The organism is Methylobrevis albus, from assembly GCF_015904235.1.
Lineage (GTDB): Bacteria > Pseudomonadota > Alphaproteobacteria > Rhizobiales > Pleomorphomonadaceae > Methylobrevis_A > Methylobrevis_A albus.
In genome coordinates, this window is sequence record NZ_JADZLT010000049.1 from 130,632 (window position 1) to 155,178 (window position 24,547).

Annotated in this window: 20 protein-coding genes; 9 read left to right on the plus strand and 11 right to left on the minus strand. The window is 72.2% G+C overall.

Translation table 11 applies throughout. From position 1 onward, the window contains the following. Positions 1–21: 21 nt before the first annotated feature. The 4 genes from I5731_RS07880 to I5731_RS07895 form a co-directional block, all read right to left on the minus strand. Positions 22–1,395: a sensor histidine kinase gene (locus I5731_RS07880; protein WP_197310814.1), complete on the minus strand. Its 1,374-nt coding sequence runs from the start codon at positions 1,393–1,395 to the stop codon at positions 22–24. Next, positions 1,373–2,050 carry a response regulator gene (locus tag I5731_RS07885; protein ID WP_197310815.1) on the minus strand — a complete coding sequence of 226 codons (678 nt, stop codon included), beginning with the start codon at positions 2,048–2,050 and terminating at the stop codon, positions 1,373–1,375. Before I5731_RS07885 ends, I5731_RS07880 begins: the two co-directional genes overlap by 23 nt. A gap of 88 nt (positions 2,051–2,138) precedes the next feature. Continuing rightward, positions 2,139–2,783, minus strand: a complete 645-nt coding sequence (fixJ, locus tag I5731_RS07890; protein WP_197310816.1) for a response regulator FixJ — start codon at positions 2,781–2,783, stop codon at positions 2,139–2,141. Then, the gene (locus I5731_RS07895; RefSeq protein WP_235981634.1) at positions 2,773–4,293 is read right to left on the minus strand and encodes a sensor histidine kinase; all 1,521 of its coding nucleotides are present in this window, start codon (positions 4,291–4,293) and stop codon (positions 2,773–2,775) included. Before I5731_RS07895 ends, fixJ begins: the two co-directional genes overlap by 11 nt. Before the next feature lie 162 nt (positions 4,294–4,455). On the opposite strand from I5731_RS07895, the gene I5731_RS07900 reads away from it, so the two are divergent. Continuing rightward, entirely contained in the window at positions 4,456–5,664 is a 1,209-nt protein-coding gene (locus I5731_RS07900; RefSeq protein ID WP_197310818.1) for a trans-sulfuration enzyme family protein, read from the plus strand. A gap of 16 nt (positions 5,665–5,680) precedes the next feature. Here I5731_RS07900 and I5731_RS07905 read toward each other — a convergent pair whose 3' ends face one another. From I5731_RS07905 to I5731_RS07920, 4 genes are all read right to left on the minus strand, one after another. Further along, on the minus strand, positions 5,681–6,451 hold the full coding sequence (locus tag I5731_RS07905) for a 4'-phosphopantetheinyl transferase family protein (RefSeq protein WP_197310819.1): 771 nt from the start codon (positions 6,449–6,451) through the stop codon (positions 5,681–5,683). 115 nt (positions 6,452–6,566) lie between these two features. Then, positions 6,567–7,529, minus strand: coding sequence for a 2-hydroxyacid dehydrogenase (locus I5731_RS07910; RefSeq protein ID WP_197310820.1), 963 nt, complete (start codon positions 7,527–7,529; stop codon positions 6,567–6,569). A gap of 53 nt (positions 7,530–7,582) precedes the next feature. Continuing rightward, positions 7,583–8,038, minus strand: coding sequence for an RbsD/FucU family protein (locus tag I5731_RS07915; protein WP_197310821.1), 456 nt, complete (start codon positions 8,036–8,038; stop codon positions 7,583–7,585). A gap of 101 nt (positions 8,039–8,139) precedes the next feature. Next, on the minus strand, positions 8,140–9,108 hold the full coding sequence (locus tag I5731_RS07920) for a GlxA family transcriptional regulator (RefSeq protein WP_197310822.1): 969 nt from the start codon (positions 9,106–9,108) through the stop codon (positions 8,140–8,142). 294 nt (positions 9,109–9,402) lie between these two features. Between I5731_RS07920 and I5731_RS07925 the strand changes: the two genes are divergently transcribed. The 4 genes from I5731_RS07925 to I5731_RS07940 all read left to right on the plus strand — a co-directional run bounded on the left by I5731_RS07925 (position 9,403) and on the right by I5731_RS07940 (position 14,848). After that, positions 9,403–10,653, plus strand: coding sequence for a sarcosine oxidase subunit beta family protein (locus tag I5731_RS07925; RefSeq protein WP_197310823.1), 1,251 nt, complete (start codon positions 9,403–9,405; stop codon positions 10,651–10,653). A 385-nt stretch (positions 10,654–11,038) separates the two neighbouring features. Beyond that, a complete protein-coding gene (locus tag I5731_RS07930) occupies positions 11,039–11,338 on the plus strand; it encodes a sarcosine oxidase subunit delta (RefSeq protein ID WP_197310824.1) in 300 nt (99 codons plus the stop codon). Beyond that, complete coding sequence (locus I5731_RS07935; protein WP_197310825.1) at positions 11,335–14,319, plus strand: sarcosine oxidase subunit alpha family protein; 2,985 nt, start codon at positions 11,335–11,337, stop codon at positions 14,317–14,319. Before I5731_RS07930 ends, I5731_RS07935 begins: the two co-directional genes overlap by 4 nt. Then, entirely contained in the window at positions 14,312–14,848 is a 537-nt protein-coding gene (locus I5731_RS07940; protein WP_197310826.1) for a sarcosine oxidase subunit gamma, read from the plus strand. The genes I5731_RS07935 and I5731_RS07940 overlap by 8 nt, the downstream gene beginning before the upstream one ends. Positions 14,849–15,386: 538 nt before the next feature. Here I5731_RS07940 and I5731_RS07945 read toward each other — a convergent pair. The 3 genes from I5731_RS07945 to I5731_RS07955 form a co-directional block, all read right to left on the minus strand. Then, a complete protein-coding gene (locus tag I5731_RS07945) occupies positions 15,387–16,202 on the minus strand; it encodes a DeoR/GlpR family DNA-binding transcription regulator (protein ID WP_197310827.1) in 816 nt (271 codons plus the stop codon). Between the two features lie 121 nt (positions 16,203–16,323). Continuing rightward, a complete protein-coding gene (locus tag I5731_RS07950) occupies positions 16,324–17,151 on the minus strand; it encodes an aldo/keto reductase (protein ID WP_197310828.1) in 828 nt (275 codons plus the stop codon). Positions 17,152–17,342: 191 nt separating this feature from the next. Continuing rightward, positions 17,343–18,626, minus strand: coding sequence for a class-III pyridoxal-phosphate-dependent aminotransferase (locus I5731_RS07955; protein WP_197310829.1), 1,284 nt, complete (start codon positions 18,624–18,626; stop codon positions 17,343–17,345). A gap of 221 nt (positions 18,627–18,847) precedes the next feature. Here I5731_RS07955 and I5731_RS07960 point away from each other — a divergent pair, with 221 nt between their 5' ends. From I5731_RS07960 to I5731_RS07975, 4 genes are all read left to right on the plus strand, one after another. Beyond that, positions 18,848–19,891, plus strand: coding sequence for a phosphotransferase enzyme family protein (locus I5731_RS07960; RefSeq protein ID WP_235981635.1), 1,044 nt, complete (start codon positions 18,848–18,850; stop codon positions 19,889–19,891). Between the two features lie 214 nt (positions 19,892–20,105). Beyond that, on the plus strand, positions 20,106–20,879 hold the full coding sequence (gene fabG, locus I5731_RS07965; RefSeq protein WP_197310830.1) for a 3-oxoacyl-ACP reductase FabG: 774 nt from the start codon (positions 20,106–20,108) through the stop codon (positions 20,877–20,879). Positions 20,880–21,100: 221 nt separating this feature from the next. Beyond that, on the plus strand, positions 21,101–21,769 hold the full coding sequence (locus I5731_RS07970; protein ID WP_197310831.1) for a TerC family protein: 669 nt from the start codon (positions 21,101–21,103) through the stop codon (positions 21,767–21,769). Between the two features lie 232 nt (positions 21,770–22,001). Continuing rightward, entirely contained in the window at positions 22,002–24,467 is a 2,466-nt protein-coding gene (locus tag I5731_RS07975) for an alpha-ketoacid dehydrogenase subunit alpha/beta (RefSeq protein ID WP_197310832.1), read from the plus strand. Positions 24,468–24,547 lie beyond the last annotated feature (80 nt).

The following is a 24,547-nucleotide window of genomic DNA, read 5'->3' on the forward strand; positions in this document are numbered from 1 at the left end:
CCCTCCCCGCTGGACCGGCCTTCAGGCCGCGCTGGGCGCCGTCGCCGGCAGGTCGATGGTGACGACGAGGCCGGGATCGGCGTCCGACAGCGCCAGCGTGCCCTCGTGCAGCGTCGCCACCGCCTTGACGAGGGCGAGTCCGAGGCCGTTGCCGGCCGTCGTCCGGCTGCGGTCGAGGCGGCGGAACGGCTTCAGCACCTCGCCGCGCATCGCGGCCGGAATGCCCGGCCCGTCGTCGCGCACGACGAGGCGGGCGCCAACTGGGGTGCGCGACACCGCGAGGCTGATCGCGGTGCCGGGCGGCGTGTGGCGCAGCGCATTCTCGGCGAGGTTCGACAGCGCCTGCGCGAGCAGCGCCCGGTCGGCGACGACCGACACCCCCGGCTCAACCATGGCCGTGAGACGGTGGCCGGTTTCCTCGGCGACGGCCTCGTAGGTCTCGGCGAGGTCGGCGACGAGGGCGGAGAGGTCGACGGGGGCGAAGGCGGCGCGGCGGGCGCGCGCCTCGATCTCGGCGATGCGCAAGAGCGCGGTGAAGGTTTCGAGCAGCCGGTCGACCTCGACGATCGCCGCGTCGGTGCGCGCTGCCCAGTCCTCCGGCGTCGCAGCCTGCTGCCGCGCCTGCTCCAGCGTCTGGCGCAGCCGGGCGAGCGGGGTGCGCAGGTCGTGCGCGACGTCGGTGGTGACGCGCTTCAGGTCGGCCATCAGCGTCTCGATGCGGTCGAGCATGCCGTTGATGCCGGCCGTCAGCCGGTCGAACTCGTCGCCGGTGCCGCGGTCGGGCACCCGCGCCGAAAGGTCGCCGGCGACGATCGCCCGGGTGGTGGCGTCGATATGGGCGATGCGGCGGGCGACGGAGCGCGCCGTGACCACCGCACCGGCGAGCGCCAGCGCCGCCGCGAGGCCGCCGCCGATCAGGAAGGCGTTGAGGATCGCCCGGCTGGTGCGGCGCAGCGAGGCGTCGCTCTGGCCGGCGGCGAGAAAGGTGCCGTCGGAGAGCACGGCGCCGACGCCGAGGATCGAGAGTTCGCCATCGCGGCGCTGCAATTCGAACGGCCCGTCGGCGCGCCGCATCAGCGGTGGCAGGCTGCCGGTGAGGCGGCGGCCGGCGCGGTCGATGACGAGCACGCGCAGCGGGTCGACGCCCTCGGGGGCGGCGGTGTCGTCGGCCGCCGCGGCGACAAGGCCGGTGACGCCGAAGCGCTGGTGCACGTCGGAAAGCCGCGTCACCTCGTTGGCGGCAAAGGCGCGGATCTCGCCCCGGGCGGCGTCGACGGCGATGTAGTGCACGATGCCGCCGAGCGCCGCGGTCGAGGCGAGGAACACCGCGGTATAGGCGATGCCGATCCGGAAGCTGGTGCTGCGGACGAGGTCACTGCGGGGCGCGGAGGACATAGCCGGCTCCCCGCACGGTGTGGATCAGTTCGGCGTCGAAGCCGCGGTCGACCTTGCCGCGCAGCCGGCTCATGTGCGTCTCGACGATGTTGGTTTTCGGGTCGAAGTGAAAATCCCAGACGTTCTCGAGCAGCATGGTGCGCGTCACCACCTCGCCGGGATGGCGCATCAGATATTCGAGCAGGCGGAATTCCTGGTTCTGCAGCTCGATGAGACGGCCGGCGCGCGTCACCGTGCGCTTCAGGCAATCGACCTCGAGGTCGTGCACCTTGAGCAGGCTCTCGCGCACCGGCCGCGCGGCGCGGCGTGACAGCGCGTTGACGCGGGCGTTGAGCTCGGCAAAGGCGAAGGGCTTTACCAAGTAGTCGTCGGCGCCGGCTTCCAGCCCTTCGACGCGGTCGTCGAGGCTGCCCATCGTGGTGAGCAGTAGCACCGGCGTCGCGTCGCCCGCGCCGCGCAGGGTGCGCAGGATCTTGAGGCCGTCGACCTCGGGCAGCATGCGGTCGAGCACGACGAGGTCGTAGCCCTCGCCGGCGGCGAGGAACAGCCCGTCGCGGCCGCTGCGGGCGACGTCGACGACGTGGCCCTGCTGCTTCAGCCCGGCGGTGATGTAGTCCGCCGTGTCCCGGTCGTCCTCGACCACGAGGATCTTCATCGCGCGCCCCGCCTCCGCCGCCCGCCGGCCCCCGGCGCGACAGGTGGGATGCCGGACGCCGCGGAAGAAGGCCGGGCGCGGCGGCGCGTCATCCGGCGCGCTCCACGATCAGCGCCATGCGCACGAGGTCGGAGAGGCTGGCGGCCTGCATCTTCGCCATCACGTTGGCGCGGTAGATCTCGACGGTGCGCGGGCTGATGTCGAGGTCGAAGGCGATGCGCTTGTTGGCGTGGCCGGCGACGAGGCCGTCCAGCACCTGGCGCTCGCGCGGCGACAGCGCCGCGAGGCGGGCGGCGATCTCGGCCTGCTCGATGCTCGCCGCCGCGACATCGGCGCCGCGGGCGAGCGCCCCGCGCACGATCCTCAGCATCGCCTCGTCGTCGAACGGCTTCTCGACGAAGTCGCTGGCGCCGAGCTTCATCGCCTCCACCGCCATCGGCACGTCGCCGTGGCCGGTGATCAGCACCACGGGCAGCCGGTCGCCGCGGCGGCGCAGCTCGGCGAGCAGGTCGAGGCCGCTCATGCCGGGCATGCGCACGTCGGTGACGAGGCAGCCGGCGCCGGGATCGGACGGCTGCGCGAGGAAATCGTCGGCGTTTTCGTGCGCGACGACGTCGAGGCCGGCGGCATCGAACAGGAAGGCGAGCGAATTGCGCGCCGCCTCGTCGTCGTCGATGACGTGCACGCGGGTGGCCGGCACGGCCGGGTCCGGTCGTCTCGTTTCAAGTGGCATCGGTGGCCTCGTCCTCCTTGAACGCCGGCAGGGTGAAGCTGACCACGGCGCCGCCCTCGGGGCCGTTCTCGGCCGAGATCCGGCCGCCGTGCGCCTCGACGATGGTACGCGAGATCGACAGCCCGACCCCCATTCCCTGCTTCTTGCTGGTCACGAACGGCTGGAACAGCTGGCCCACCATCTCCGGCTTGATGCCGGGCCCGCTGTCGGCGACGGAGATCCGGACCATGCCGTCGCCGGCAAGGCGCTTCGAGACGGTGATCTCGCGCCGGGCCGCACCGTCGAGGGCGTCGATCGCGTTGCGGATCAGGTTGAGGAGCACCTGCTGGATCTGCACCCGGTCGACCAGCACGAGGTCGATGCCCGGCTCGCGGTCGATCCGCATGCGCACGCCCATCTCCTTGGCGCCGACGAGCGCGAGGGCGCTCGCCTCGTCGATCAGCTTGGTCAGGCTCTCGACGCGCTTCTCGGTCTCGCCGCGCGACACGAATTCGCGCAGGCGGCGGATGATGTCGCCCGCGCGCAGCGCCTGTGCGGCGGCCTGCTCCAGCGCGCCACGGATCTTGGTGCGCGCTTCCGGCCCCTCGATGTCGAGCAGCCGGCGCGAGCCGCTGACGTAGTTGTTGATCGCCGTGAGCGGCTGGTTGAGCTCGTGCGCCAGTGCCGAGGCCATCTCGCCGAGCGCCGTCAGCCGGGCGATGTGGACGAGCTCGACCTGCAGTTCCTGCAACCGCGTCTCGGTCTGCTGCCGCTCGGTGAGGTCGCGGATGAAGCCGGTGAAGAAGCGGCGGTCGTGCGAGATCATCTCGCCGACGGAGAGCTCGAGCGGAAAGGTCGAACCGTCCTTGCGCTCGCCGACGACGATGCGGCCGATGCCGATGATGCGCCGCTCGCCGGTGAGCCGATAGCGTTCGAGGAACTGGTCGTGGTCGCCGCGATAGGGCTGCGGCATCAGCAGGCTGACGTTGCGGCCGATCACCTCGTCGCGGCCGTAGCCGAACATCCGCTCGGCGGTCGCCGAGAACGACTGGATGTTGCCGGCGGCATCGATGACGATCATCGCGTCGGGCACGGTCTCGAGGATCGAGCGCAGATGCGCCTGCTGCGCCTTGAGGTCGCCGGTGATCGCGGCGGCGGAAATGCGCGTCGCGCGGAACCAGGCGCCGCAGCCGGCGGCGACGAGGCCGGCGATGACGAAGGCGGCGCCGAGCGTAATGTCAAGCGCCGGCGGGCCGAAGTAGGCGCCGAGCATGGCGGCGGCGACGGTCACCAGCCCGGCCGGCAGGCCGGCGGCGAAGGCCGCCAGCGTCACCGCGGGCACGGCGAGCAGCAGGCCAACCAGCGCGACGGTCGGCGTCGCTCCGGCGAACACCACCGACGGCGCGAACTGCAAACCGGCCGCGACGGCGGCGGCGAGCACGGCTACGGCATGACCGGACGCGCGGCGCCGGCCGGCCTCGCGCCGCCGTGCGCCGAGCTCGATCCCCTGCTCCGCCCTGATCCGTTCCATGCCGCGCCTCACCCTGCCCCCATCCGGCATACCGTCGCCGACCTGCCCCTGCCAAGTCCCGACGGCCGGCGGGGAGTCGTCCTTTCCGCCGAGGCCGAAATCGGCGATGGTCCGCGGCCGACGCCCGGACCCTCGCCCCGGACCCTCGCAAGGAACGACAAGATGGCCGATGCCGACCCGACGCCGCGTCCCGAAACCCTCGCCCTGCACGCCGGCGACGGGCCGCGCGAACTCGGCGCGGCGGCGACGCCGGGGCCGACGCTCGCCACCAGCTTCTTCACCCATCCGGACGCGGTCGGCTTTTCCGCCGCCGACCTCGGCGAGGCGGCGCCGCATTTCTATACACGATGGAGCAACCCGACGGTGGATCGGCTGGAGGCGCGGCTCGCCGCGCTCGACGGCGGTGCGGCGGCGGTCGCCTTCGGCAGCGGCATGGCGGCGATCACCGGGCTGTTCGCCGACCGGCTGGCGCACGGCGACCACCTCGTCGTCTCCGACGTCTGCTACGCCGGCGTCGCCGAATTCTGCCACGACGAGCTGCCGCGGCGCGGCGTCGCCGTCACGGCGGTCGATACCTCCGACCTTGCCGCCGTCGCCGCCGCGATGCGGCCGACCACCCGGCTCGTGCACGTCGAAACGCCGGCGAACCCGACGCTGCGCCTCGCCGACGTCGCGGGGATTGCGAAGATCGCCCACGCCGGCGGCGCGGAGCTGTCGGTCGATGCCACGATCGCGACGCCGCTCGGCCTGCGGCCGCTCGGTCTCGGCGCCGACTACGTGGTGCATTCGCTGACGAAATATCTCTGCGGCCACGGCGACGCGCTGGGCGGGGCGGTGATCGGCGGGGCGGACGCGTTGGCCGGGCTCCGGCGCGGCCAGCTGATCCACGGCGGCGGCGTGCTGGCGCCGTTCTCGGCCTACATGATCCTGCGCGGCATGGAGACGCTGCCGCTCCGGATGCTGCAGCACGAGGCGAACGCGGCGGCGCTGGCGGCGTTTCTCGCCGGCCATCCGAAAGTCGCGCGCGTGCTGTGGCCCGGATCGCCGGACCACCCGCAGCACGGCCTCGCCCGCCGCCAGATGACGAACTGCTCCGGCCTGCTCTCCTTCGTCGTCAAGGACGACGCGGCGGCGACGGCGCGGCGGCTCGCCGAGCGGCTGAAAGTGATTTCCTACGCCGTGTCGCTCGGCAAGACGAAGAGCCTTCTCTTCTTCATCCCGACCGAGGACATTCTGCGCGCGTCGTTCCGCCTCGATGCGGCGGCGGCGGCGCGCTACCGGGCGGTTGCCGGCGAGGGGGTCTTCCGCTTTTCCGTCGGCCTCGAGAACCCGGCCGACCTCGTCGCCGACCTCGAACAGGCGCTCGGCTGACGCGGGGCGGGCGGCGTCAGCCAAGCGGCAGCGTGACGTCGCAGCGCAGATCGAGCGCCGCGCCGCCGGTGTCGGCGCCGACCGCGACGAAGTGACCGGGCGGTGCGCCGAGGGCGGCGAAGCGCCAGTGATCGGACGTCTCGCCGGTACCGGGCTCGAAACGCGCCGTCGGCGCCGGGCCGCCGAGGTCGAAGCACACCCGGTCGAGGCCGAAGGTGAGGCCGGCGCCGCAGGCCTTCAGGCAGGCTTCCTTCAGGGTCCAGACGGTGAGGAAGCGGTGCTGGCGCTCGGCTTCGGTCAGGGCTTCCAGCGCGCGCGCCTCGGCCTCGGTGAACACCAGCCGGCTCATCGCCTCGCCGCGCCCGGTGCGGTCGGCCGCCTCGACGTCGACGCCGATCCGCGCATGCGCCCGGGCGACGACGCAGACGACGAGGCCGGCGGTGTGGGCGAGGTTGAAGTGGAGCGGCCGGTCCAGCGGGTTGGCGACCGCCGGGCGGCCGCCGGGCGCAATGGCGAAACGCCAGTCGGCGGGGGGAATCGGGGCATAATGCGCCAGCGCATGGCGGGCGAGCGCGCGGCCGGCGACGAACAGGCGGCGCGCCTGCGGGGCGGCAAAGCGCAGGTAGCGCTCGTGCTCGTCGGGGCCGAGCTGCGCGACATAACCCGCCCAGAGGCGGGCCTCGTCGATCGCGGCGGTGGGAAGCAGCCAGAGGTCGACCACGCCGGGCGTGCCCGCGGCGGTCTCCGCCGCGGAAACGTTCGGCAGCGCCTCGACCGGCATCGGCATCCCAGACCCTTCCCTGCAGCTTGACCCGGCGGCCGTGGCCGCGCGTAACATGACTATTGCGCTCATGTTTATGGGTCAAGCCGACGGCGGCACGGCGCCGGGAAACGCCGAACCGTCAGGCGGACGGCAGGCCACGGCTTTCGGGCACCGGGGTCAGCGTGCGGCCGCGCTCGAAGAAGCTCTCGAGATTGGCGAGTACGAGTGCGCCCATGGCGGCACGGGTGTGGTGGGTCGAGGTGCCGATGTGCGGCAGCAGCACGACGTCGTCGCGGGCGAGCAGCGCGGCGGGCACCTCCGGCTCGGCGGCGAAGACGTCGAGGCCGGCGGCGAGGATGACGTTGCGCTCCAGCGCGTCCACCAGCGCCGCCTCGTCGACGACGCTGCCGCGCGCGACGTTGACGAGCACGCCCTCCGGCCCGAGCTCCTCCAGCACCGCGGCATCGATCAGGTTGCGCGTCTCGGCGCCACCGGGGACGACGACGATCAGCGTGTCGCAATAGGTGGCGAGATCGATGAGGGTGCCGAAATAGCGCGGGGAGAGGCCGGGGCGGGCGTGGCGGGCGTGGTAGCAGATCTCGACGCCGAAGCCGGCGAGGCGGGTGGCGATCGCCTGGCCGATGCGGCCCATGCCGACGAGGCCGACCCGGCGGCCGCGCAGGGTGGCCGACAGCGGCATCGGCCCCTTCGCCCAGTGCCCGGCACGCACGAAGGCATCCGCCTGCGGGATGCGCCGGATCGCGGCGAGCAGCAGCGCCACGGCGAGATCGGCAACCTCGTCGTCGACGACGTCGGGCGTGTGCGTCACGACGATGCCGCGCGCGGCGGCGGTGACCGCGTCGATCACGTCGTAGCCGACGCCGAAGCCGGCGACGATCTCGAGCTTCGGCAACCGGTCCATCAGCGCCGCATCGACCGGAATGCCGCCGCGGCTGACCACGGCGCGCACCTTGCCGCCGCACGCCGCGAGCGCCGCCTCGAGATCGCCCTCCGCGCGCGTCAGGTCGAAGCGGGCGGTAAGCGCAGCGTCGAAGGCCGGTTCCACCGGGTCGAGCAGCAGCAGGGCGGGCTTGTCCGTCATCGGGTGTCCTTTTTTCGCGGGCGTCGGGCCGCTGCCGCAGCTGATCGATCGAATCAGCTGGCGGGCGGCGGGATGACGCCCTTCTTCAGGATAAAGCAGCCGTAGAAGCGCAGTTCCCCGGTGACCAGCACCGCATAGGCCTTCTTGGCGGCCTCGTAGAAGGCGAAGCGCTCGATCGAGGCGATCGGGGTGGGTGCGCCTTCGGCAGCATCCACCGCCTGCTGCACCTCGCGCTGCACCTCGGTGACGGTGTCCGGCTCGCCGACCACCTCCATGCGCGAGACCGGGCTGTCGACGAAGCTGTCGAGCGGGAACAGCGACAGCACGGCGGCGACGGCGGTCGCCGAATCGGCGCCGTCGATGCGCAGCGGCCGGCCCCACACTGTCTGCCGCGCCACCGAATCGGCCGGGAAATTGGTGTCGCAGATGACGAGGTCGTCGCCGTGGCCCATGGCGGCGAGCACGTGCAGCAGCTCCGGATTGAGCCGCGGATCGATCCCCTTCAGCATTCCCGTTCCCCGTCTTCTGGTCTTGTTGTGGCCGGCGGCGATCGCCGGAGCCGAGGCGCCGAACTTAAGGGCAGCGGCGTCGGCGGCCAAGTCCCGGGATCCTAGGCGCCGCGGTCGGCGCGGGGCGGGCGGCCGAAGCGGGCGCGGTAGCTGCGCGAGAAATGCGCGGCGCTGGCAAAGCCGCAGGCGGCGGCGATCTCGGTGAGCGAAAGCCGGCTCTGCACGACCAGCGTGCGCGCCCGCTCGAGCCGGAGGCCGAGGCCGTGGCGGGCGATGCTGGTGCCGAGCCGGTCGCGGAACAGCGCCTCCAGCCGGCGCAGCGAGACGCCGGCGAGCGCCGCGAGGTCCTCGCGCCGCGGCGGCTCCTCGATCCGCGTTTCCATGTGGGCGAGCACGCGCAAGAGCTTCGGGTCGCCGACGCCGAAGCGGTCGGCGGGGGCGAGGCGTTGCGGCCGGCCGCCGCCGCGCAGCTCCTGGCGCAGGAACCAGTCGCCGACGGCGGCGGCGAGCGCGCGGCCGTGCGCGTCGGCGATCAGCTCCAGCATCAGGTCGAACACCGCGACGCCGCCCGCCGCCGTCACCCGGTCGCCGTCGATCTCGAACACCGAGCCGGTGACGGCGAGGTCCGGAAACTCCTCGACGAAGGCCGGCATGTGTTCCCAGTGGATGGTGCAGCGCCGGCCGCCGAGCAGCCCGGCGCGGGCGAGCAGCCACGGCCCGCCGGAAACACCGCCGAGCCGGACCCCGGCGCGGGCAAGGCCACGCAGCCAGGCGTAGGTCGGCGGATGGTCGAAGCCGGCCGGATTGCCACCGGCGCAGACGAGCACCAGATCGAAGCCGCCGTCCGCCGGCTGGCCGGCGCCCGGCACCGGGACATGGCCGTCGGGCACGATGGCGAGCCCGTTCGACGCGCGGACATCGCCGGCGCCGACCGCGACATGGCGCCAGCGGTAGAGTTCCGCCCCGGCGATGCGGTTCGCCGCGCGCAGCGGCTCGACGGCGGCGGCGTAGGACATCAGGGCGAAATCGTCGACGAGGAGGAAGCCGACGGTGAGCGGGGTGGTGGACATGGGGAGATTGGACGGAGGCTTGCGCGAAAAGACAAGGGGTGTTCGCAAATGGGCAAGCGGGATCAGGCACACCGGCCGAGATTGCGCGAGTGGATCTGCGCGGGGCGCCGCCAAAAACCCTTCTCCCCTTGCGGGAGAAGGTGGCGCGGAACGCGTCGGATGAGGGGTAAGCGGCCTTGCCGCAACCGCCGCGTTCGCGGATGGGCCGCCACCCCTCATCCGCCCTTCGGGCACCTTCTCCCACAGGGGGAGAAGGGAATGGCACGCTCGGCACGAGGAGGGCCTCAGGGACCGATGGGCTATTCGATCTTCTCGCTCGCCCGGGCAGCCCTCGGCGGGCATCGCGGCTGGGGGCCGGCGTGGCGCAAGGCGGCGCCGAAACCGGCCTATGACGTCGTCATCGTGGGGGGCGGCGGCCACGGCCTCGCGGCCGCCTACCACCTCGCCGCCACCTACGGCGTCCACAACGTCGCGGTGGTCGAGAAGGGCTGGATCGGGTCGGGCAACGCCGGGCGCAACACCACGATCATCCGCTCCAACTACCTGCTGCCGGGCAACATCCCGTTCTACGAGCTCTCGATGCAGCTCTGGGAGCGGCAGGAGCGCGACCTCGACTTCAACACCATGGTCAGCCAGCGCGGCGTGCTGAACCTCTACCACTCCGACGCACAGCGCGACGGCTATGCCCGGCGCGGCAACGCGATGCGGCTGCACGGGGTCGACGCCGAGCTGCTCGACGCCGACGGCGTGCGCAAGATGGCGCCGTTCCTCAATTTTGGCGACGCCCGCTTCCCGATCCGCGGCGGCCTGCTGCAGAAGCGCGGCGGCACGGCGCGGCACGACGCCGTCGTCTGGGGCTATGCCCGCGCCGCCGACCGGCTCGGCGTCGACATCATCGAGAACGCCGAGGTCACGGGCTTCCTCGAGGAGAACGGCCGCATCGCCGGGGTCGAGACGACGCGCGGCGCGATCCGCGCGGGCAAGACGGGCCTTGCCGTCGCCGGCAACACCTCGAAGGTCGCCGGCCGTGCCGGGCTGCGGCTGCCGATCGAGAGCCACGTGCTGCAGGCCTTCGTCTCGGAAGGCATCAAGCCGCTGATCCCGGGCGTGATCACCTTCGGCGCCGGGCACTTCTACGTCAGCCAGTCCGACAAGGGCGGCCTCGTCTTCGGCGGCGACATCGACGGCTACAATTCCTACGCCCAGCGCGGCAACCTGCCGGTGATCCGCGACGTCTGCGAGGGCGGCATGGCGCTGATGCCGATGATCGGCCGCATCCGCCTGCTGCGCCACTGGGGCGGCATCATGGACATGACGATGGACGGCTCGCCGATCATCGACCGCACGCCGCGGGACGGGCTCTACCTCAACGGCGGCTGGTGCTACGGCGGCTTCAAGGCGACGCCGGGCTCCGGCCTCTGCTTCGCCCACCTGCTCGCCACCAACACCCCCCACCCCGCCGCCACCGCCTTCCGCCTCGACCGCTTCGCCCGGGGCGCGGTGATCGACGAAAAGGGCCAGGGCGCCCGGCCGAACCTGCATTGAGGGGCGCGATGGACGGCATGTGTTTTTTCTCGAGAGGCGTGGGTTCCGCAAGTCACCCCTCCGCCGTCATGGTCGGCGAAGGCCGACCATCCACGAAGGGCCCGGACGTATGGCCTCGTGGGTGGTCCGCCTGCGCGGACCATGACGATGTCGTGTGGTCTTGGTCGGATCGACGAGGCAGCCCCGCGCACAATCTACTCCTGGTCATGGTCGGCGAAGGCCGACCATCCACGAAATGCCCGGACGTGCGGCCTCGTGGGTGGTCCGCCTGCGCGGACCATGACGACGGCGAGGGGTTTCGGCCGGGCGACGCCGGTCCATCCGCAGGCCGGACGCCGGCCGCTCGTGACGGCGCCCTGCCGGCCTTGCAAGGACCTTCATCCCCATGAGACTGCCCTGCCCCAACTGTGGCCCGCGCGATGCCGCCGAGTTCGCCTACCTCGGCGATGCCGCGCCGCGGCGGCCGGCGCCGGACGCCGGAACGGACGCCTTCGCCGATTACGTCTATCTCCGCGACAACCCGGCCGGGCCGATCCGCGAGCACTGGTACCACCGCGCCGGCTGCCAGAGCTGGCTCGTGGTGACGCGCGATACGCGCAGCCATGCGATCACCGGCGCCCTCGCGGCGGGCGCCGCCGCGGAGAGCGCCGGCACGGCGGAAACCGGCATGGAGGGCGTGCGATGAGCGGCTATCGCCTGCCGCGCGGCGGCCTCGTCGACCGCGCCCGCAGCCTGCCCTTCAGCTTCGACGGCAACTCCTTTGCCGGCCACCCGGGCGACACGCTGGCCTCGGCGCTGCTCGCAAGCGGCGCGCGGCTGGTCGGCCGCTCGTTCAAGTATCACCGCCGCCGCGGCATCGTCGCGCTCGGGCCGGACGAGCCGAACGCGCTCGTCGAGCTGCGCAGCGGCGCCCGGCGCGAGCCGAACAGCAAGGCGACCACCACCGAGCTCTACGCGGGACTTGAGGCGGCGAGCCAGAACCGCTGGCCGTCGCTCGGCTTCGACGTCATGGCGGTCAACGGCCTGCTCTCGCCGTTGTTCGTCGCCGGGTTCTACTACAAGACCTTCAAGTGGCCCTCGGCGCTGTGGGAGAAGCTCTACGAGCCGCTGATCCGCCGCGCCGCCGGCCTCGGCCGCGCATCCGGCCTGCCCGATCCGGACGCCTACGAGACCGCGACCGCGCATTGCGACGTGCTGGTCGTCGGCGCCGGCCCGGCCGGGCTCGCCGCGGCGCTCGCCGCCGGCCGGTCCGGCGCGCGGGTGATCCTCGCCGAGCGCGACCCCCGCCTCGGCGGCCGGCTGCTCGCCGAGCGCCATGGGATCGGCGACCAGGACGGCCCGGCCCATGTCGCGATCGTGGAGGCCGAACTCGCCGCGCTGCCCAACGTGCGCGTCTTCCGCCGCACCACCGTGTTCGGCGCCTATGACGGCGAGGTCGGCGCGGTCGAGCGCGTCGCCGACCATTTGCCGGTGCCACCCGCCGGCACGCCGCGGCAGCGGCTCTGGACCATCGTGCCGAAACGCATGGTGATCGCGGCCGGCGCCACCGAGCGCCCGATCGTGTTTCCCGGCAACGACCTGCCCGGCGTCATGCTCGCCGGCGCGGCGCAGGGCTATGCCCTGCACTACGGCGTCGCCGTCGGCGGCAGCGTCGCCGTGTTCACCGCCTGCGACGCCGGCTGGACGGCGGCGGCCGACATGGCGGCGGCGGGCGTCACCGTGCGGGCGGTGATCGATCCGCGCGCCGAGGTCGCCCCGGCGCTGAAAGCCGCTTTGCCGGCGGCGGAGCGGCTCACCGGCGAGATCGTCGCGGTCGCCGGCCGCGGCACGGTCGCCGGGGTCACCGTGCGGCTCGCCGGCGGCGTGCTGCGATCGTTTCCCTGCGACACGGTCGCGGTCGGCGGCGGCTGGCAGCCGAACATGCAGCTCGCCGGCCATCTCGGCGACCGGCCGGTCTACGATCCGGACCTCGCCGCCTTCGTCGCCGGCAAGGTGCCGGCCGGCATGGCGCTCGCGGGCGCCGCCGCCGGCGCCTTCGGGCTTGGCGACTGCCTGAGCGGCGGGGCGGCGGCCGGCGTCGCGGCGGCGGACGCCGCGGGCTTTGCGGCGACGATGCCGGACCTGCCCGCGGTGGCGGGCGAAGCGCCCACGGCGACGGCGGCCTTCTTCCACGTCACAAGCCAAGTCACCGGCGGCAAGCCGCGCCAAAAAGCGTTTGCCGACCTGCAGCACGACGTCACCGACGCCGACGTCGCGCTGGCGGCGCGCGAGGGCTATGTGTCGGTCGAGCACCTGAAGCGCTACACGACGCTCGGCATGGCGACCGACCAGGGCCGCACCGCCAATCTCAACGGCCTCGCGATCCTCGCCGCGCTCACCGGCCGCACCATCCCGGAGACCGGCATCGTCACGGCGCGTCCCCCCGTCGAGCCGGTGGCGATCGGCGCCTTCGCCGGCCACCATCGCGGCAAGGCGTTCCGGCCGCGCCGGCTGGCGCCGACGCAAGCCGTCGCGGAAGCCCGCGGCGCGGCGATGATCGAGGTCGGGCCGTGGTGGCGGGCGCAGTATTTCCCGCTGCCCGGTGAGACCACCTGGCGCGAGACCGTCGACCGCGAGGTGAAGGCCGTCCGGGCCGGGGTCGGCGTCACCGACATGTCGACCCTCGGCAAGATCGAGGTCGGCGGCCCGGACGCCGCCCGCTTCCTCGACCGCGTCTACGCCAACGACGTGCTGAAACTCAAAGTCGGGCGCTGTGCCTATGGCCTGATGCTGCGCGAGGACGGCTTTGCCTTCGACGACGGCACCATCGCGCGGCTCGGCGACAGCCGCTTCGTCGTCACCACCTCGACCGCCCATGCCGCGGCGGTGATGGAGCACATGGAGTTCTGCCGGCAGGCGCTGTGGCCGGAGCTCGACGTCGCGATCGCCAGCGTCTCGGAGCAGTGGGCGCAGCTCGCCGTCGCGGGGCCGAACGCGCGCGCGTTGGTCGCCCGTGTGCTGGAGCCCGGCTTCGACCTCTCCAACGCCGGCTTTCCCTTCGTCGCCTGCGCCGAGACCACCGTGCTCGGGGACCTGCGCGCCCGGCTATTCCGCCTCTCGTTCTCGGGTGAACTCGCCTACGAGATCGCGGTGCCGGCGGCCTCCGGCGCGCGGCTGATGCAGGAGCTGCTCGCCCGCGGCGCCGATCTCGGCGCCGTCCCCTATGGCACCGAAACGGTCGGTGTGCTGCGGATCGAGAAGGGGCATCCGGCCGGCGCCGAGTTCAGCGGCCAGGTCAGCGCGCACCAGCTCGGCCTCGGCGGCTTTGCCGCGCGCCCCGGCGACTGCATCGGCCGGGTGCTCGCCGCGCGGCATGAGCTCACCGATCCGGCCCGCGGCCGCCTCGTCGGGCTGGTGCCGGCCGACGGGGCCACGCCGCTGCGCACGGGCAGCCACCTGCTCCCCGTCGGCGCCCCGGCCGAGGCGATCAACGACCAGGGCTACGTCACCTCGGCGGCCTTCTCGCCGACCCTCGGCCACCCGGTGGCGCTCGCCTATCTCGCCCACGGCGACCGTCGCCGCGGCGAAACGATTCGGGTCTTTGACCCGCTGCGCGGCGGCGACACGCTGGCGACCGTGGTCGCCCCCGCCTTCGTCGACCCGGAAGGAACCCGCAGCCGTGGCTGAGACCGTCTCCTCTTCGGCCGTGACCGTGACGGTCACGGCCCCGAGCCTCGTCGCCATCGCGGCGTCGCTCCCCGGCCGGGCGCGGACCGAAGCCGCCCTCGCCGCCCGCTACGGCGGGCCGGTGCCCGCGACCGGCCGCAGCCTTGCGACCGCCGACGGCCGCCTCGCCGGCACAGGCGCCGGCCGCTGGCTGCTGATCGACGCCGCCGGCGACGGCTGGCGGCTGGAAACCGCTCTGCAGCAGGCGCTCGGCGACGCCGCCCTCGTCACCGACCAGAGCGACGCCCGCGTCGGCTTCGTGCTTGAAGCGGCGTCCGCGCCGGCGTTGCTCGGCTTCATGGAAAAGGCCTGCGCCCTCGACCTCGACCCCGCCGTGTTTCCGCCCGGCAGCGCCGCCCTCACCGAGGTCGCCGGGGTCGGTGCGCTGCTGCTGCTGGAGGCGCCGGCCCGGCTGCTGGTGGCGGTGCCGCGGAGTTTTGCGGAGAGTTTTGCAGAGTTGCTGGCGGGGATGGGCGCGGGGCGGGGGTGAGGCGGGGGTGAGGCGGGGGGCGGTGGGTCTTCCCACTGCCTTTCGAACGTCCTCGCCTAGCTTGACCCACGGCTGTCCGGAGAAAGACAGCCTCCTGCCAACTGCCGTGCCGTGTGGCCTGCCCCCTCCCTGTCCCTCCCCCGCCTCGCAGGAGAGGGGACGCAGGAGGCTAAGGCGTCCGCGTCATCGGCGCTTCGGTTCGGCGTAGTCGTCGTTTTGCGAAAGTTCTCTCGCCCATCGTCCCCTCTCCTGCGAAGCGGGGGAGGGACAGGGAGGGGGCCGGGCCTCACCACACGGCACACCGCCCTCAACCTCCCTCAAGCCGCCGATGGTGGCCTCGCGTTCTGATCCAAGGATATGAACGAATTGGCTTTTCAAGCCTCTCGGTGCCGCCGGGCCGCGCCGCGAGTGGGTCGCCGGGTCAAGCCCGGCGATGACGGACGGCGAGGGCATCGGGTCTTGCAGCCCCGCTTTCGGCGACCTCGCAGACACTCTCCGGGTCCCCCTTTCCGCCAGCTCGCCCGACCACGCCAGTCCCTCACCTCGCCGCCACCACCACCTCCACCCCGGCGCGAGCCAGCGCCTTTGCAAGAGCGCCGTCCGGGGCGGCGCTGGTGACGAGGGTGGCGACGTCGGGCCAGCTCGCCGAGAGGGCGAGGGCCGGCAGGCCGAACTTGCCGTGGTCGGCGACGATCGCGACCCGGGCGGCGCGGCGCGCCATGGCGCGGTAGACCGCGGCGGAGCCGGCGTCGGCGTCCATGGCGCCGGCCTCGGTCAGGCCGGTCGCGCCGAGGATCGCGTGGTTGGCGTGGTAGCCGGCGAGGAACTCGGTGGTCTCGGCGCCAACCAGCGAGCCTTCGCGCGCGAGATAGCGGCCGGGGCACATCAGCACGGTGATGGTCGGGTTGAGGCTGAGCACGGTGGCGACGCCGAAGGCGTGGGTGACGACGGTGATGTCGCGGCAGGCGGCGGCGATGCGGCGGGCGACGTGCACCGTGGTGGCGCCGGCGCCGATCATCACCACCTCGCCCGGCCGGATCGCTTCGGCGGCGGCGACGGCGATCGCGGCGCGCTCGGGCGTCATCATCAGGTGGCGCTCGCTCACCGCCGGCTCGGTCGCGAGCGGGCGGACGGCGCCGCCATAGGTGCGGCTGATCAGGCCGCGGCGGCCGAGGTCGTCGAGGTCGCGGCGGATGGTTTCGGTGGAGACGCCGAGCCGGCCGGCGAGGTCGGCGACGCGCAGCGTCGGCGTGGCGCCGAGCTCGGCGACGATGCGCTGCTGGCGCGCGAGTTTCCCGACCCGCTGCGGGGTCGGTGCGCCGGGATCGTCGGGGGCCTCGGGCAGCGCGGTCATCGGCGGATCGTCGCGGTCGGCGGCGGCAGGGTCAACCGGCCGCCGCGCACCGCGATCACGGGGCGGCCGGGCGCGGAAACCCCGGCGACACCGCTTGTGCGATGCGCCGGGGCACCAACGGTTACGGGAACTTCAGCGGATCGGGTCCGATGCGGCCGCCGGCGGTGTCGAGCCCGGCGATCGCCGCCATGTCGTCGGCGTCCAGCTCGAAGCCGAAGACGTCGAAGTTCTCCTTGATGCGGCTCGGCGTCACCGACTTCGGGATCACGATCAGGCCGCTGTCGATGTGCCAGCGGATCACCACCTGCGCCGCGGTGCGGCCGTGCTTTGCGGCGATCTTCGTGATCACCGGGTCGGTGAGCAGCTGGCCCTGGCCGAGCGGGCTCCACGACTGGGTGGCGATGCCGAGTTCGGCGTGGGCGGCGCGCAGCGCGGTCTGCTGGAAGCGCGGGTGCAGTTCGACCTGGTTCAGCACCGGCACGACGCCGGTGGCGTCGATGATGGTGCGCAGATGGTCGGCGTTGAAGTTGGAGACGCCGATCGAGGTGGCGCGGCCGTCGACCTGGAGCTGCACCAACGCCTTCCAGCTGTCGACGAAGCGGCCGGCCTTCGGCGCGGGCCAGTGGATCAGGTAGAGATCGACGTGGTCGAGGCCGAGGCGCTTCAGGCTTTCGTCCATCGCCTTCGCCGGCTCGTCGGCGCCCTGGCGGTCGTTCCAGAGCTTGGTGGTGACAAAGACGTCGCCGCGGGCGAGCCCGGCGCGCTGCAGGCCTTCGCCGACGCCGGCCTCGTTGCCGTAGATCGCGGCGGTGTCGATGTGGCGGTAGCCGGCTTCGAGCGCTGTCGCGACGACGCTGGCGGCCTGGTCGTTCGGGGTCTGCCAGACGCCGAGGCCGACCTGCGGGATCTCGTGGCCGTCGGAAAAGGCGACGTGGGGTTGATCGGTCATTTCGAAAATTCCGTTGTGGCGGCGCCCGGTCGCGGGCGCGGAAATCGGGGGCGGAGCCCGGCCCCAGAGGAGGGGATCAGGCGGGCGCCGCATCCGGGGTGCGGACGCGGCCGGGGCGGCGGGCGCCCGTCTCGTTCATATAAGGTTCGGCCGGGACCGTTGAAGGGCGCCGGCCGATCGGGGCCGGGTGGTCAGGCGGCGCGGGCCGCGGCGTCGCGGTAGCCGCGGGCGACGGCCAGCGCCGCATCGAGCCGCGCCACGACGTCCTCGCAGAGGCTGCGCGACATCAGCACGCCGGGCTTGAACTGCAGCACGCGGGGATCGAGCGTCGAGAAGATCGCCCAGACGCCGTGTTCGTAGAGCGCGCGCGAGACGAACTTCGCGCCCTGGGGATGGTCGAACTCGAGGCCGATGATCAGGCCGTTCTGGCGGACGCCGGAGAAGAAGCCGGCGTGGCGACGCATCAGGTCGCCGAGCGCGCCGGCGAAATAGGCCGAGACGGCGGCCACATTCGCCGCGACCTCCGGCCGGGCGCACATCTCGAGCACCTTCAGCGCGACGATGCAGCCGAGCTCGGCGCCGCCGCCGGTGGAGATGTGGCCGAAGCCGTCCTCGCGCAGCCAGCCCGCCGCCCGCTCGGACAAGAGCACCGCGCCGAGCGGATAGAGGCCACCGCCGAGCCCCTTCGCCGAGACGATGATGTCGGGCACGACACCGTAGCCCTCGATCGCCCACATGGTGCCGGTGCGCATCAGCCCGGTCTGCACCTCGTCGGCGATGTAGAGCGCGCCGAAGCGCTCGCAGAGCGTCTTCACCGCGGGCAGGTAGCCGGGGGCGGGCATCGGGAAGCCGTAGGTGGCGGGGATCGTCTCCATGATCACGGCGGCGACGTCGCCGCGGGCGAGCACGCGCTCCATGGCGGCGAGGTCGTTGAACGGCACCTGCACGAACTCGTCCGGCCGGTCGGCGAGGAAGAGCTCGGAAAAGCGTCCGTCGCCGGTGCAGACGGCAAGGCCGGTGTGGCCGTGGTAGGCCTTGACGATCGAGACGATGGTCCGGCGCTGGGTCGCATGGCGGGCGGTCTTCAGGGCGATGTCGATCGCCTCGCCGCCGCCCGACGCATAGACCGTGAAGCACTCGTCCCACGGCGCCGTTTTCGCCAGCGCCTCGGCGAGCGCGGTGCGGGCGAGCGCCGGAAAATGGTGGTTGCCCATGTCGAAATGGTCGAGCGCGCCCTTCAGCGCGGCGACCAGCTCGGCGTTGCGGTGGCCGAAATTGTAGGTGCCGCCGTTAAGGTGCATGTCGATCAGCCGGTGGCCGGACATGTCGTAGAGAAAATAATCCTCGCGGCGGTCGATGACGAGGTCGACGCCGAGCTGCTGCCAGAACGCGGTCTTGTCGGGGTTCCAGTAGCGCGCGGATTTCTCCAGCATCTCGGCCTTGGAGGCATAGGAGAAGAAGCCGTAGTCGTGCATCGCAGTCGCTCCGCGTCCGCTGCGCCGCCGGGCGCTCGATGTTGGAAGTTACACATCAATATGTGGGCTTTACAACATTTTTGCGTCGGTCCATCGTGGGAACGGATCGGTGAAGGGGCGCGGGTCTTGCAGGGCGGAGCCAAGGGCCAGCTGCGCCGACCGGACGCGCTGACCGCTTTGCCGGACCGTGCGAAGCAGGGGCGACAGAAGACGGGGGCGGCATGGTGGACGGGGCGGCGGAGCGGAGCGGCGAAGCGGGCGAAACGGGGGCCGAATACGGCGCGGCGACGCTCGCCGACATGACCGCGATGGTCGCCGCCGGCGCCGGCCGCTGGGGGCTCTCGCCGCGCACCGACGTCCGCCTGCTCAACATCTCCGAAAACGCCACCTTCCTGCTCGACGATCCGGAGGAAGGTCGCCGGCTGGTGCTCCGGCTGCACCGGATCGGCTATCACACCGCCGCCGAAATCCACGCCGAGCTCGCCTGGATCGACGCGCTGCGGGCGGGTGGCGTCGTGGAGACCCCGGCGCCGCTCGCCGCCACCGACGGCACGCGGGTGCTGACGCTCGGCTCCCCCGGCGGCCTGCCGCCGCGCCAGGCGGTGGCGTTCGACTTCGTGCCCGGGCGCGAGCCGGCGCCGAGCGACGAACTCGGCCCCTGGTTCCAGCGGCTCGGCGCGGTGACGGCGCGGATGCAGGCGCAGGCGCGCGCCTGGCAGCGCCCGGACGGCTTCGTCCGCAAGCGCTGGGACTTCGACGCCATGATCGGCAGCCGGCCCTACTGGGGCCGCTGGCAGGACGGGCTCGGCCTCGACCCCGCCGGCCGGGCGCTGATCGGCCGCGCCGCCGAGCTGATCGCCGCCCGCCTCGATCGCTTCGGCAGCGGGCCGGACCGCTTCGGCCTGATCCACGCCGACCTCCGCCTCGCCAACCTGCTGGTCGACGGCGACCGCCTCACCATCATCGACTTCGACGACTGCGGCCTCTCCTGGTTCGCCTATGATTTCGCCGCCGCGGTGAGCTTCTTCGAGCACGACCCGGTGGTGCCGGCGCTGATGCAGGCCTGGACCGCGGGCTTTCGCAGCGTCGCACCGCTCGGCGACGACGTCGTCGCGGAACTCCCCGTCTTCGTCATGCTCCGCCGCATCCTCCTCGTCGCCTGGATCGCCTCGCACGCCGAGACGCCGACCGCGCAGGAGATGGGCGTGCCCTATACGCAGCAGACGCTGGCGATGGCCGAGGATCTGCTGACGCGGTTCGGGTGAGTCCGCGAAGGGCCAAATTCCCTTCTCCCCTCGTGTGAGAAGGTGCCCGGAGGGCGGATGAGGGGGCATCGGACCTTCAGCGAGGCATGTGCCTGCTGCGAGGCTGTGGCCCCCTCATCCGGCCTTCGGCCACCTTCTCCCGCAAGGGGAGAAGGACGCCTGGAAACGCCGAGTTCTCAGCACCCGTCTGCATCCCTTTAGGAGATTCCATCCCATGTTCACCTCGCTCAGTGGCCGCACCGCGATCGTCACCGGCGGTAGCCGCGGCATCGGCAAGGGGATCGCAAAGCGCTTCGGCGCGGCGGGGCTGAACGTCCTCGTCGTGTCGCGCAGCCTCGATGAGGCGAGCGCGGTCGCCGCAGAAGTCGGGCCGCATGCGGCGGGCTTTGCCGCCGACGTCACCAATGAGGCGGCCTGCGCGGCGATGGCCGCCGCCGCGATCGACCGCTTCGGCTCGATCGACGTGCTCGCCGCCAACGCCGGCATCTTCCCGGCGGCAAGACTCGGCGAGATGACTGGGGCCGACTTCGACCACGTCATTTCCACCAACCTGAAGAGCAGCTTCCTCACCGTCTCGGCGTGCCTGCCGGCGATGAAGGCGCAGGGACAAGGCCGCATCGTGCTGACCTCGTCGATCACCGGGCCGATCACCGGCTATCCCGGCTGGTCGCACTACGGCGCCTCCAAGGCCGGGCAGCTCGGCTTCATGCGCACCGCGGCGATCGAGCTCGCGCCGTGGAACATCACGGTCAACGCGGTGATGCCGGGCAACATCATGACCGAGGGGCTGGACGGGCTCGGCGCCGACTATCTCGCCAAGATGACCGCCTCGATCCCGATGAAGCGGCTCGGCTCGGTCGACGACATCGCCAATGCCGCGCTCTACTTCGCCTCCGACGAGGCCGGCTATGTCACCGGCCAGCAGCTCGTGATCGACGGCGGCCAGGTGCTGCCCGAATCGCTCGGCGCCATCGAGGCGATGGGCTGACGCCTCCCCTCGTCCTTTCCCCGACGGCCGCCGGCGCCGGAACCGGCGGGGCAGCGGCCTGTTCGGTGCCGGGGTGCACGACAGGTCGGTGACAAGGTGCCGTGCTACCGGCGCCGGGCACGCACGCACGCAGGGCCGTTGCCGGCTCCGTGCGAAAGCGATAACGCAATCGGGCTGCGCGCCGCGGATCGCGATCGGCCGCGCCGAGGGAGAAGACGGGGATGGAGATCTTTACCGGGCCGGCGTTCACGGCCTTCCTGCAAGTCATGATGATCGACCTCGTGCTGGCCGGCGACAACGCCATCGTCATCGGCCTCGCCGCCGCCGGCCTGCCCAAGGACCAGCGCAACAAGGCGATCCTCGTCGGCATCATCGCCGCGACGGTCCTGCGCATCCTCTTTGCCTCGATCACGGTCTACCTGCTCGCCATCGTCGGCCTGCTGCTCGCCGGTGGCGTGCTGCTGCTCTGGGTGTGCTGGAAGATGTGGCGCGAGCTCAGCACCAGCCATGCCGACGAACACGCCGCGGAAGAGGCGCTCGCCAATACCGACCTCAACAAGGACGGCACGGTCGCCGGCTCCGCCAAGCGCAAGACCTTCGCGCAGGCCGCGGTGCAGATCATCATCGCCGACGTCTCGATGTCGCTCGACAACGTGCTGGCGGTCGCCGGCGCGGCGCGCGAGCACCCGAACGTGCTGATCTTCGGCCTGATCCTCTCGGTCGCGCTGATGGGCCTCGCCGCCTCGTTCATCGCCCGGCTGCTCAACAAGCACCGCTGGATCGCCTACGTCGGCCTGCTGATCATCCTCTACGTCGCGCTGAAGATGATCTACGACGGCGCGCTGGAGATCTGGCCGCACCTCGAGATGGCGATGGGCCCCGCGTCCTGATCCGATAGCTGTCCGGACCGGCCGGCGTCCGCGCCGCGCCGGTTCCCCCGAGCAGCCTGCCACGTCCGACGGCCCGGTTCCGCACCCTGCGGCGCCGGGCCGTCGGCGTTTTCGGGGCCTTTGTCGGCGGCTCTGGTCTTGCACATTTGACTATGCTAGTGGTTCGATGTTCACAGCGGGCCACGTCAGTCTCGCCGGGCGCCTCCGCGCCGCCAAGCCCAAGGACCCCGCCATGCCGAAGGAAATCGCCGTCGATCCCGCGCTGACGCGCCGGCCCGGCTCGATCGAGCTGCCGCCGATCCCGGTGCACGCCTACGACCGGCCGTTCGCGGCGGAGCGGGCGGCACGCGGCGATGCGGCGCTCGTCGACGTGCTCCGGCACATGCTGCTGATCCGCGAGTTCGAGAGCATGCTCGGCGCGTTCAAGGCGCAGGGCGCCTATGCCGGCATCAGCTATCTCTACAAGGGGCCGGCGCATCTCTCGATCGGCCAGGAGGCCGCCGCGGTCGGCCAGGCGCTGGCGCTGGAGCCGGCCGACCACGTCTTCGGCAGCCACCGCAGCCACGGCGAGTTCATCGCCAAGGGTCTTTCGGCGATCGCGCGCCTCGGTGAGCCGGCGCTGGAGGCGATCATGGCCGGGCACCAGGGCGGCGCCCTGCTCCGCGCGGTGGAAAGCCACATCGGCGGCGGCGACACGCGGGCGCGGGCGGAAAACTTCCTGCTGTTCGGCCTGCTCGCCGAGATCTTCATGCGGGCGAACGGCTTCAACGGCGGCATGGGCGGCTCGATGCACGCCTTCTTCCCGCCGTTCGGCGCCTATCCCAACAACGCGATCGTCGGCGCCTCGGCCGGCATCGCCGCCGGCGCGGCGCTCGCCAAGAAGCTCCTCACCGGCGACGGCATCACGGTGGCGAACGCCGGCGACGGCTCCACCGGATGCGGGCCGGTGTGGGAGGCGATGAACTTCTCGGCGATGGCGCAGTACGACACGCTGTGGACCGATCAGCGCCGCGGCGGGCTGCCGGTGCTCTACTTCTTCACCAACAACTTCTACGCCATGGGCGGCCAGACCCGCGGCGAGACGATGGGCTGGGACCGGCTCGCGCGCATCGGCGCCGCGGTCAATCCGGCGGCGATGCACGCCGAAACCGTCGACGGCACCGATCCGCTCGCCGTCGCCGACGCGGTGACGCGCAAGCGGGCGCTGCTCGTCGCCGGCCGCGGCCCGGCGCTGCTCGACGTCGAGTGCTACCGCCTCTCCGGCCACTCGACCACCGACGCCAACGCCTATCGCACCCGCGAGGAGATGCAGGCCTGGCAGGCGCTCGACCCGATCGAGACGTTCTCCGCCCGGCTCGTCGCGCACGGCGTGCTGGAGCCGGACGCCGTCGCCGCGATGAAGGCGGCCGCGGCCGAGACCATCCGCGCGGTCACCGCCGCGGCCGTCGACCCGGCGATCGCGCCGATCGTCGACGTGCACGCCGACCCGGAACTGATCGGCCGGCTGATGTTCGCGGACGCCGAGATCGCCGTGCCCGCCGGCGAGCCGGTGACGCTGAAGCCGCTCGGCGAGGTGGCGCGCATCCGCCAGGACGCGAAGAAGGCGCGCTTCGGCCTGTCGGAAACCGGCGAGAAGCTGTCGGCGATGCGGGCGATCACGCTGCGCGACGCGCTCTTCGAGAGCGTGTTGCACCACATGGCGCACGACGAGCGGCTGATCGCCTATGGCGAGGAGTGCCGCGAATGGGGCGGCGCCTTCGGCGTCTACCGCGGCCTGTCCGAGCTCTTCCCGCACCAGCGGCTGTTCAACTCGCCGATCTCGGAGGCGGCGATCGTCGCGACCGCCGTCGGCTATGCGCTGGAAGGTGGCCGGGCGCTGGTCGAGCTGATGTACGGCGACTTCATCGGCCGCGCCGGCGACGAGATCTTCAACCAGATGGCGAAGTGGCATTCGATGTCGGCCGGGGCGCTGAAGGTGCCGGTGGTGCTGCGCTGCTCGATCGGCAGCAAATACGGCGCCCAGCACTCGCAGGACTGGACCGCGCTCTGCGCCCATATCCCGGGCCTCAAGGTGGTCTATCCGGCGACGCCTTATGACGCGAAGGGCCTGCTCGCCTCGGCACTCGCCGGCGACGATCCGGTGGTGTTCTTCGAGAGCCAGCGGCTCTACGACACCACCGAGCATTTTCATGCCGGCGGCGTGCCGACGGACTACTACCGGGTGCCGTTCGGCGTGCCGGACGTGAAGCGGGCCGGCGAAGATCTCACCATCCTCACCATCGGCCCCTCGCTTTACGCCGCGCTCGCCGCCGCCGACGAACTGCAGGCGACGCACGGGCTGTCGACCGAGGTGATCGACGCGCGGTCGCTGGTGCCGTTCGACTATGCGCCGGTGCTCGCCTCCGTGAAGAAGACACGGCGGCTGCTCGTCGTCTCGGAAGCCTCCGAGCGCGGCAGCTTCGCGATGACGCTCGCCGCCAACATCGGCCGCTTCGCCTTCGGCGACCTCGTCGCCGCGCCGCGGGTGATCGGCTCGCCGAACTGGATCGTGCCCGGCGCCGACATGGAGACGACCTATTTCCCGCAGGTCGCCGACATCCTCGACGTCGTCACCGGCGAGCTGTTCCCGGAAAAAAAGAGCAACCGCCGCGGCGTGCGCGGCTGGGACGAGCTCGACCTCGCCCGCCGGGCGCTCTGACCCGCAGGCTTTTTCGCGCAGGGCTGCCGGGCGCTCGCTATTCTGGGCGCAGGATCGGCCACACAAGCAACCAGACCGGA

Excerpts from the sequence above, each read along its gene's own strand:
- I5731_RS07880 (WP_197310814.1), bottom strand. The coding sequence starts at position 1,395 with ATGTCCTCCGCGCCCCGCAGTGACCTCGTCCGCAGCACCAGCTTCCGG.
- I5731_RS07885 (WP_197310815.1), bottom strand. The coding sequence starts at position 2,050 with ATGAAGATCCTCGTGGTCGAGGACGACCGGGACACGGCGGACTACATC.
- fixJ (WP_197310816.1), bottom strand. The coding sequence starts at position 2,783 with ATGCCACTTGAAACGAGACGACCGGACCCGGCCGTGCCGGCCACCCGC.
- I5731_RS07895 (WP_235981634.1), bottom strand. The coding sequence starts at position 4,293 with ATGGAACGGATCAGGGCGGAGCAGGGGATCGAGCTCGGCGCACGGCGG.
- I5731_RS07900 (WP_197310818.1), top strand. The coding sequence starts at position 4,456 with ATGGCCGATGCCGACCCGACGCCGCGTCCCGAAACCCTCGCCCTGCAC.
- I5731_RS07905 (WP_197310819.1), bottom strand. The coding sequence starts at position 6,451 with ATGCCGATGCCGGTCGAGGCGCTGCCGAACGTTTCCGCGGCGGAGACC.
- I5731_RS07910 (WP_197310820.1), bottom strand. The coding sequence starts at position 7,529 with ATGACGGACAAGCCCGCCCTGCTGCTGCTCGACCCGGTGGAACCGGCC.
- I5731_RS07915 (WP_197310821.1), bottom strand. The coding sequence starts at position 8,038 with ATGCTGAAGGGGATCGATCCGCGGCTCAATCCGGAGCTGCTGCACGTG.
- I5731_RS07920 (WP_197310822.1), bottom strand. The coding sequence starts at position 9,108 with ATGTCCACCACCCCGCTCACCGTCGGCTTCCTCCTCGTCGACGATTTC.
- I5731_RS07925 (WP_197310823.1), top strand. The coding sequence starts at position 9,403 with ATGGGCTATTCGATCTTCTCGCTCGCCCGGGCAGCCCTCGGCGGGCAT.
- I5731_RS07930 (WP_197310824.1), top strand. The coding sequence starts at position 11,039 with ATGAGACTGCCCTGCCCCAACTGTGGCCCGCGCGATGCCGCCGAGTTC.
- I5731_RS07935 (WP_197310825.1), top strand. The coding sequence starts at position 11,335 with ATGAGCGGCTATCGCCTGCCGCGCGGCGGCCTCGTCGACCGCGCCCGC.
- I5731_RS07945 (WP_197310827.1), bottom strand. The coding sequence starts at position 16,202 with ATGACCGCGCTGCCCGAGGCCCCCGACGATCCCGGCGCACCGACCCCG.
- I5731_RS07950 (WP_197310828.1), bottom strand. The coding sequence starts at position 17,151 with ATGACCGATCAACCCCACGTCGCCTTTTCCGACGGCCACGAGATCCCG.
- I5731_RS07955 (WP_197310829.1), bottom strand. The coding sequence starts at position 18,626 with ATGCACGACTACGGCTTCTTCTCCTATGCCTCCAAGGCCGAGATGCTG.
- I5731_RS07960 (WP_235981635.1), top strand. The coding sequence starts at position 18,848 with ATGGTGGACGGGGCGGCGGAGCGGAGCGGCGAAGCGGGCGAAACGGGG.
- fabG (WP_197310830.1), top strand. The coding sequence starts at position 20,106 with ATGTTCACCTCGCTCAGTGGCCGCACCGCGATCGTCACCGGCGGTAGC.
- I5731_RS07970 (WP_197310831.1), top strand. The coding sequence starts at position 21,101 with ATGGAGATCTTTACCGGGCCGGCGTTCACGGCCTTCCTGCAAGTCATG.
- I5731_RS07975 (WP_197310832.1), top strand. The coding sequence starts at position 22,002 with ATGCCGAAGGAAATCGCCGTCGATCCCGCGCTGACGCGCCGGCCCGGC.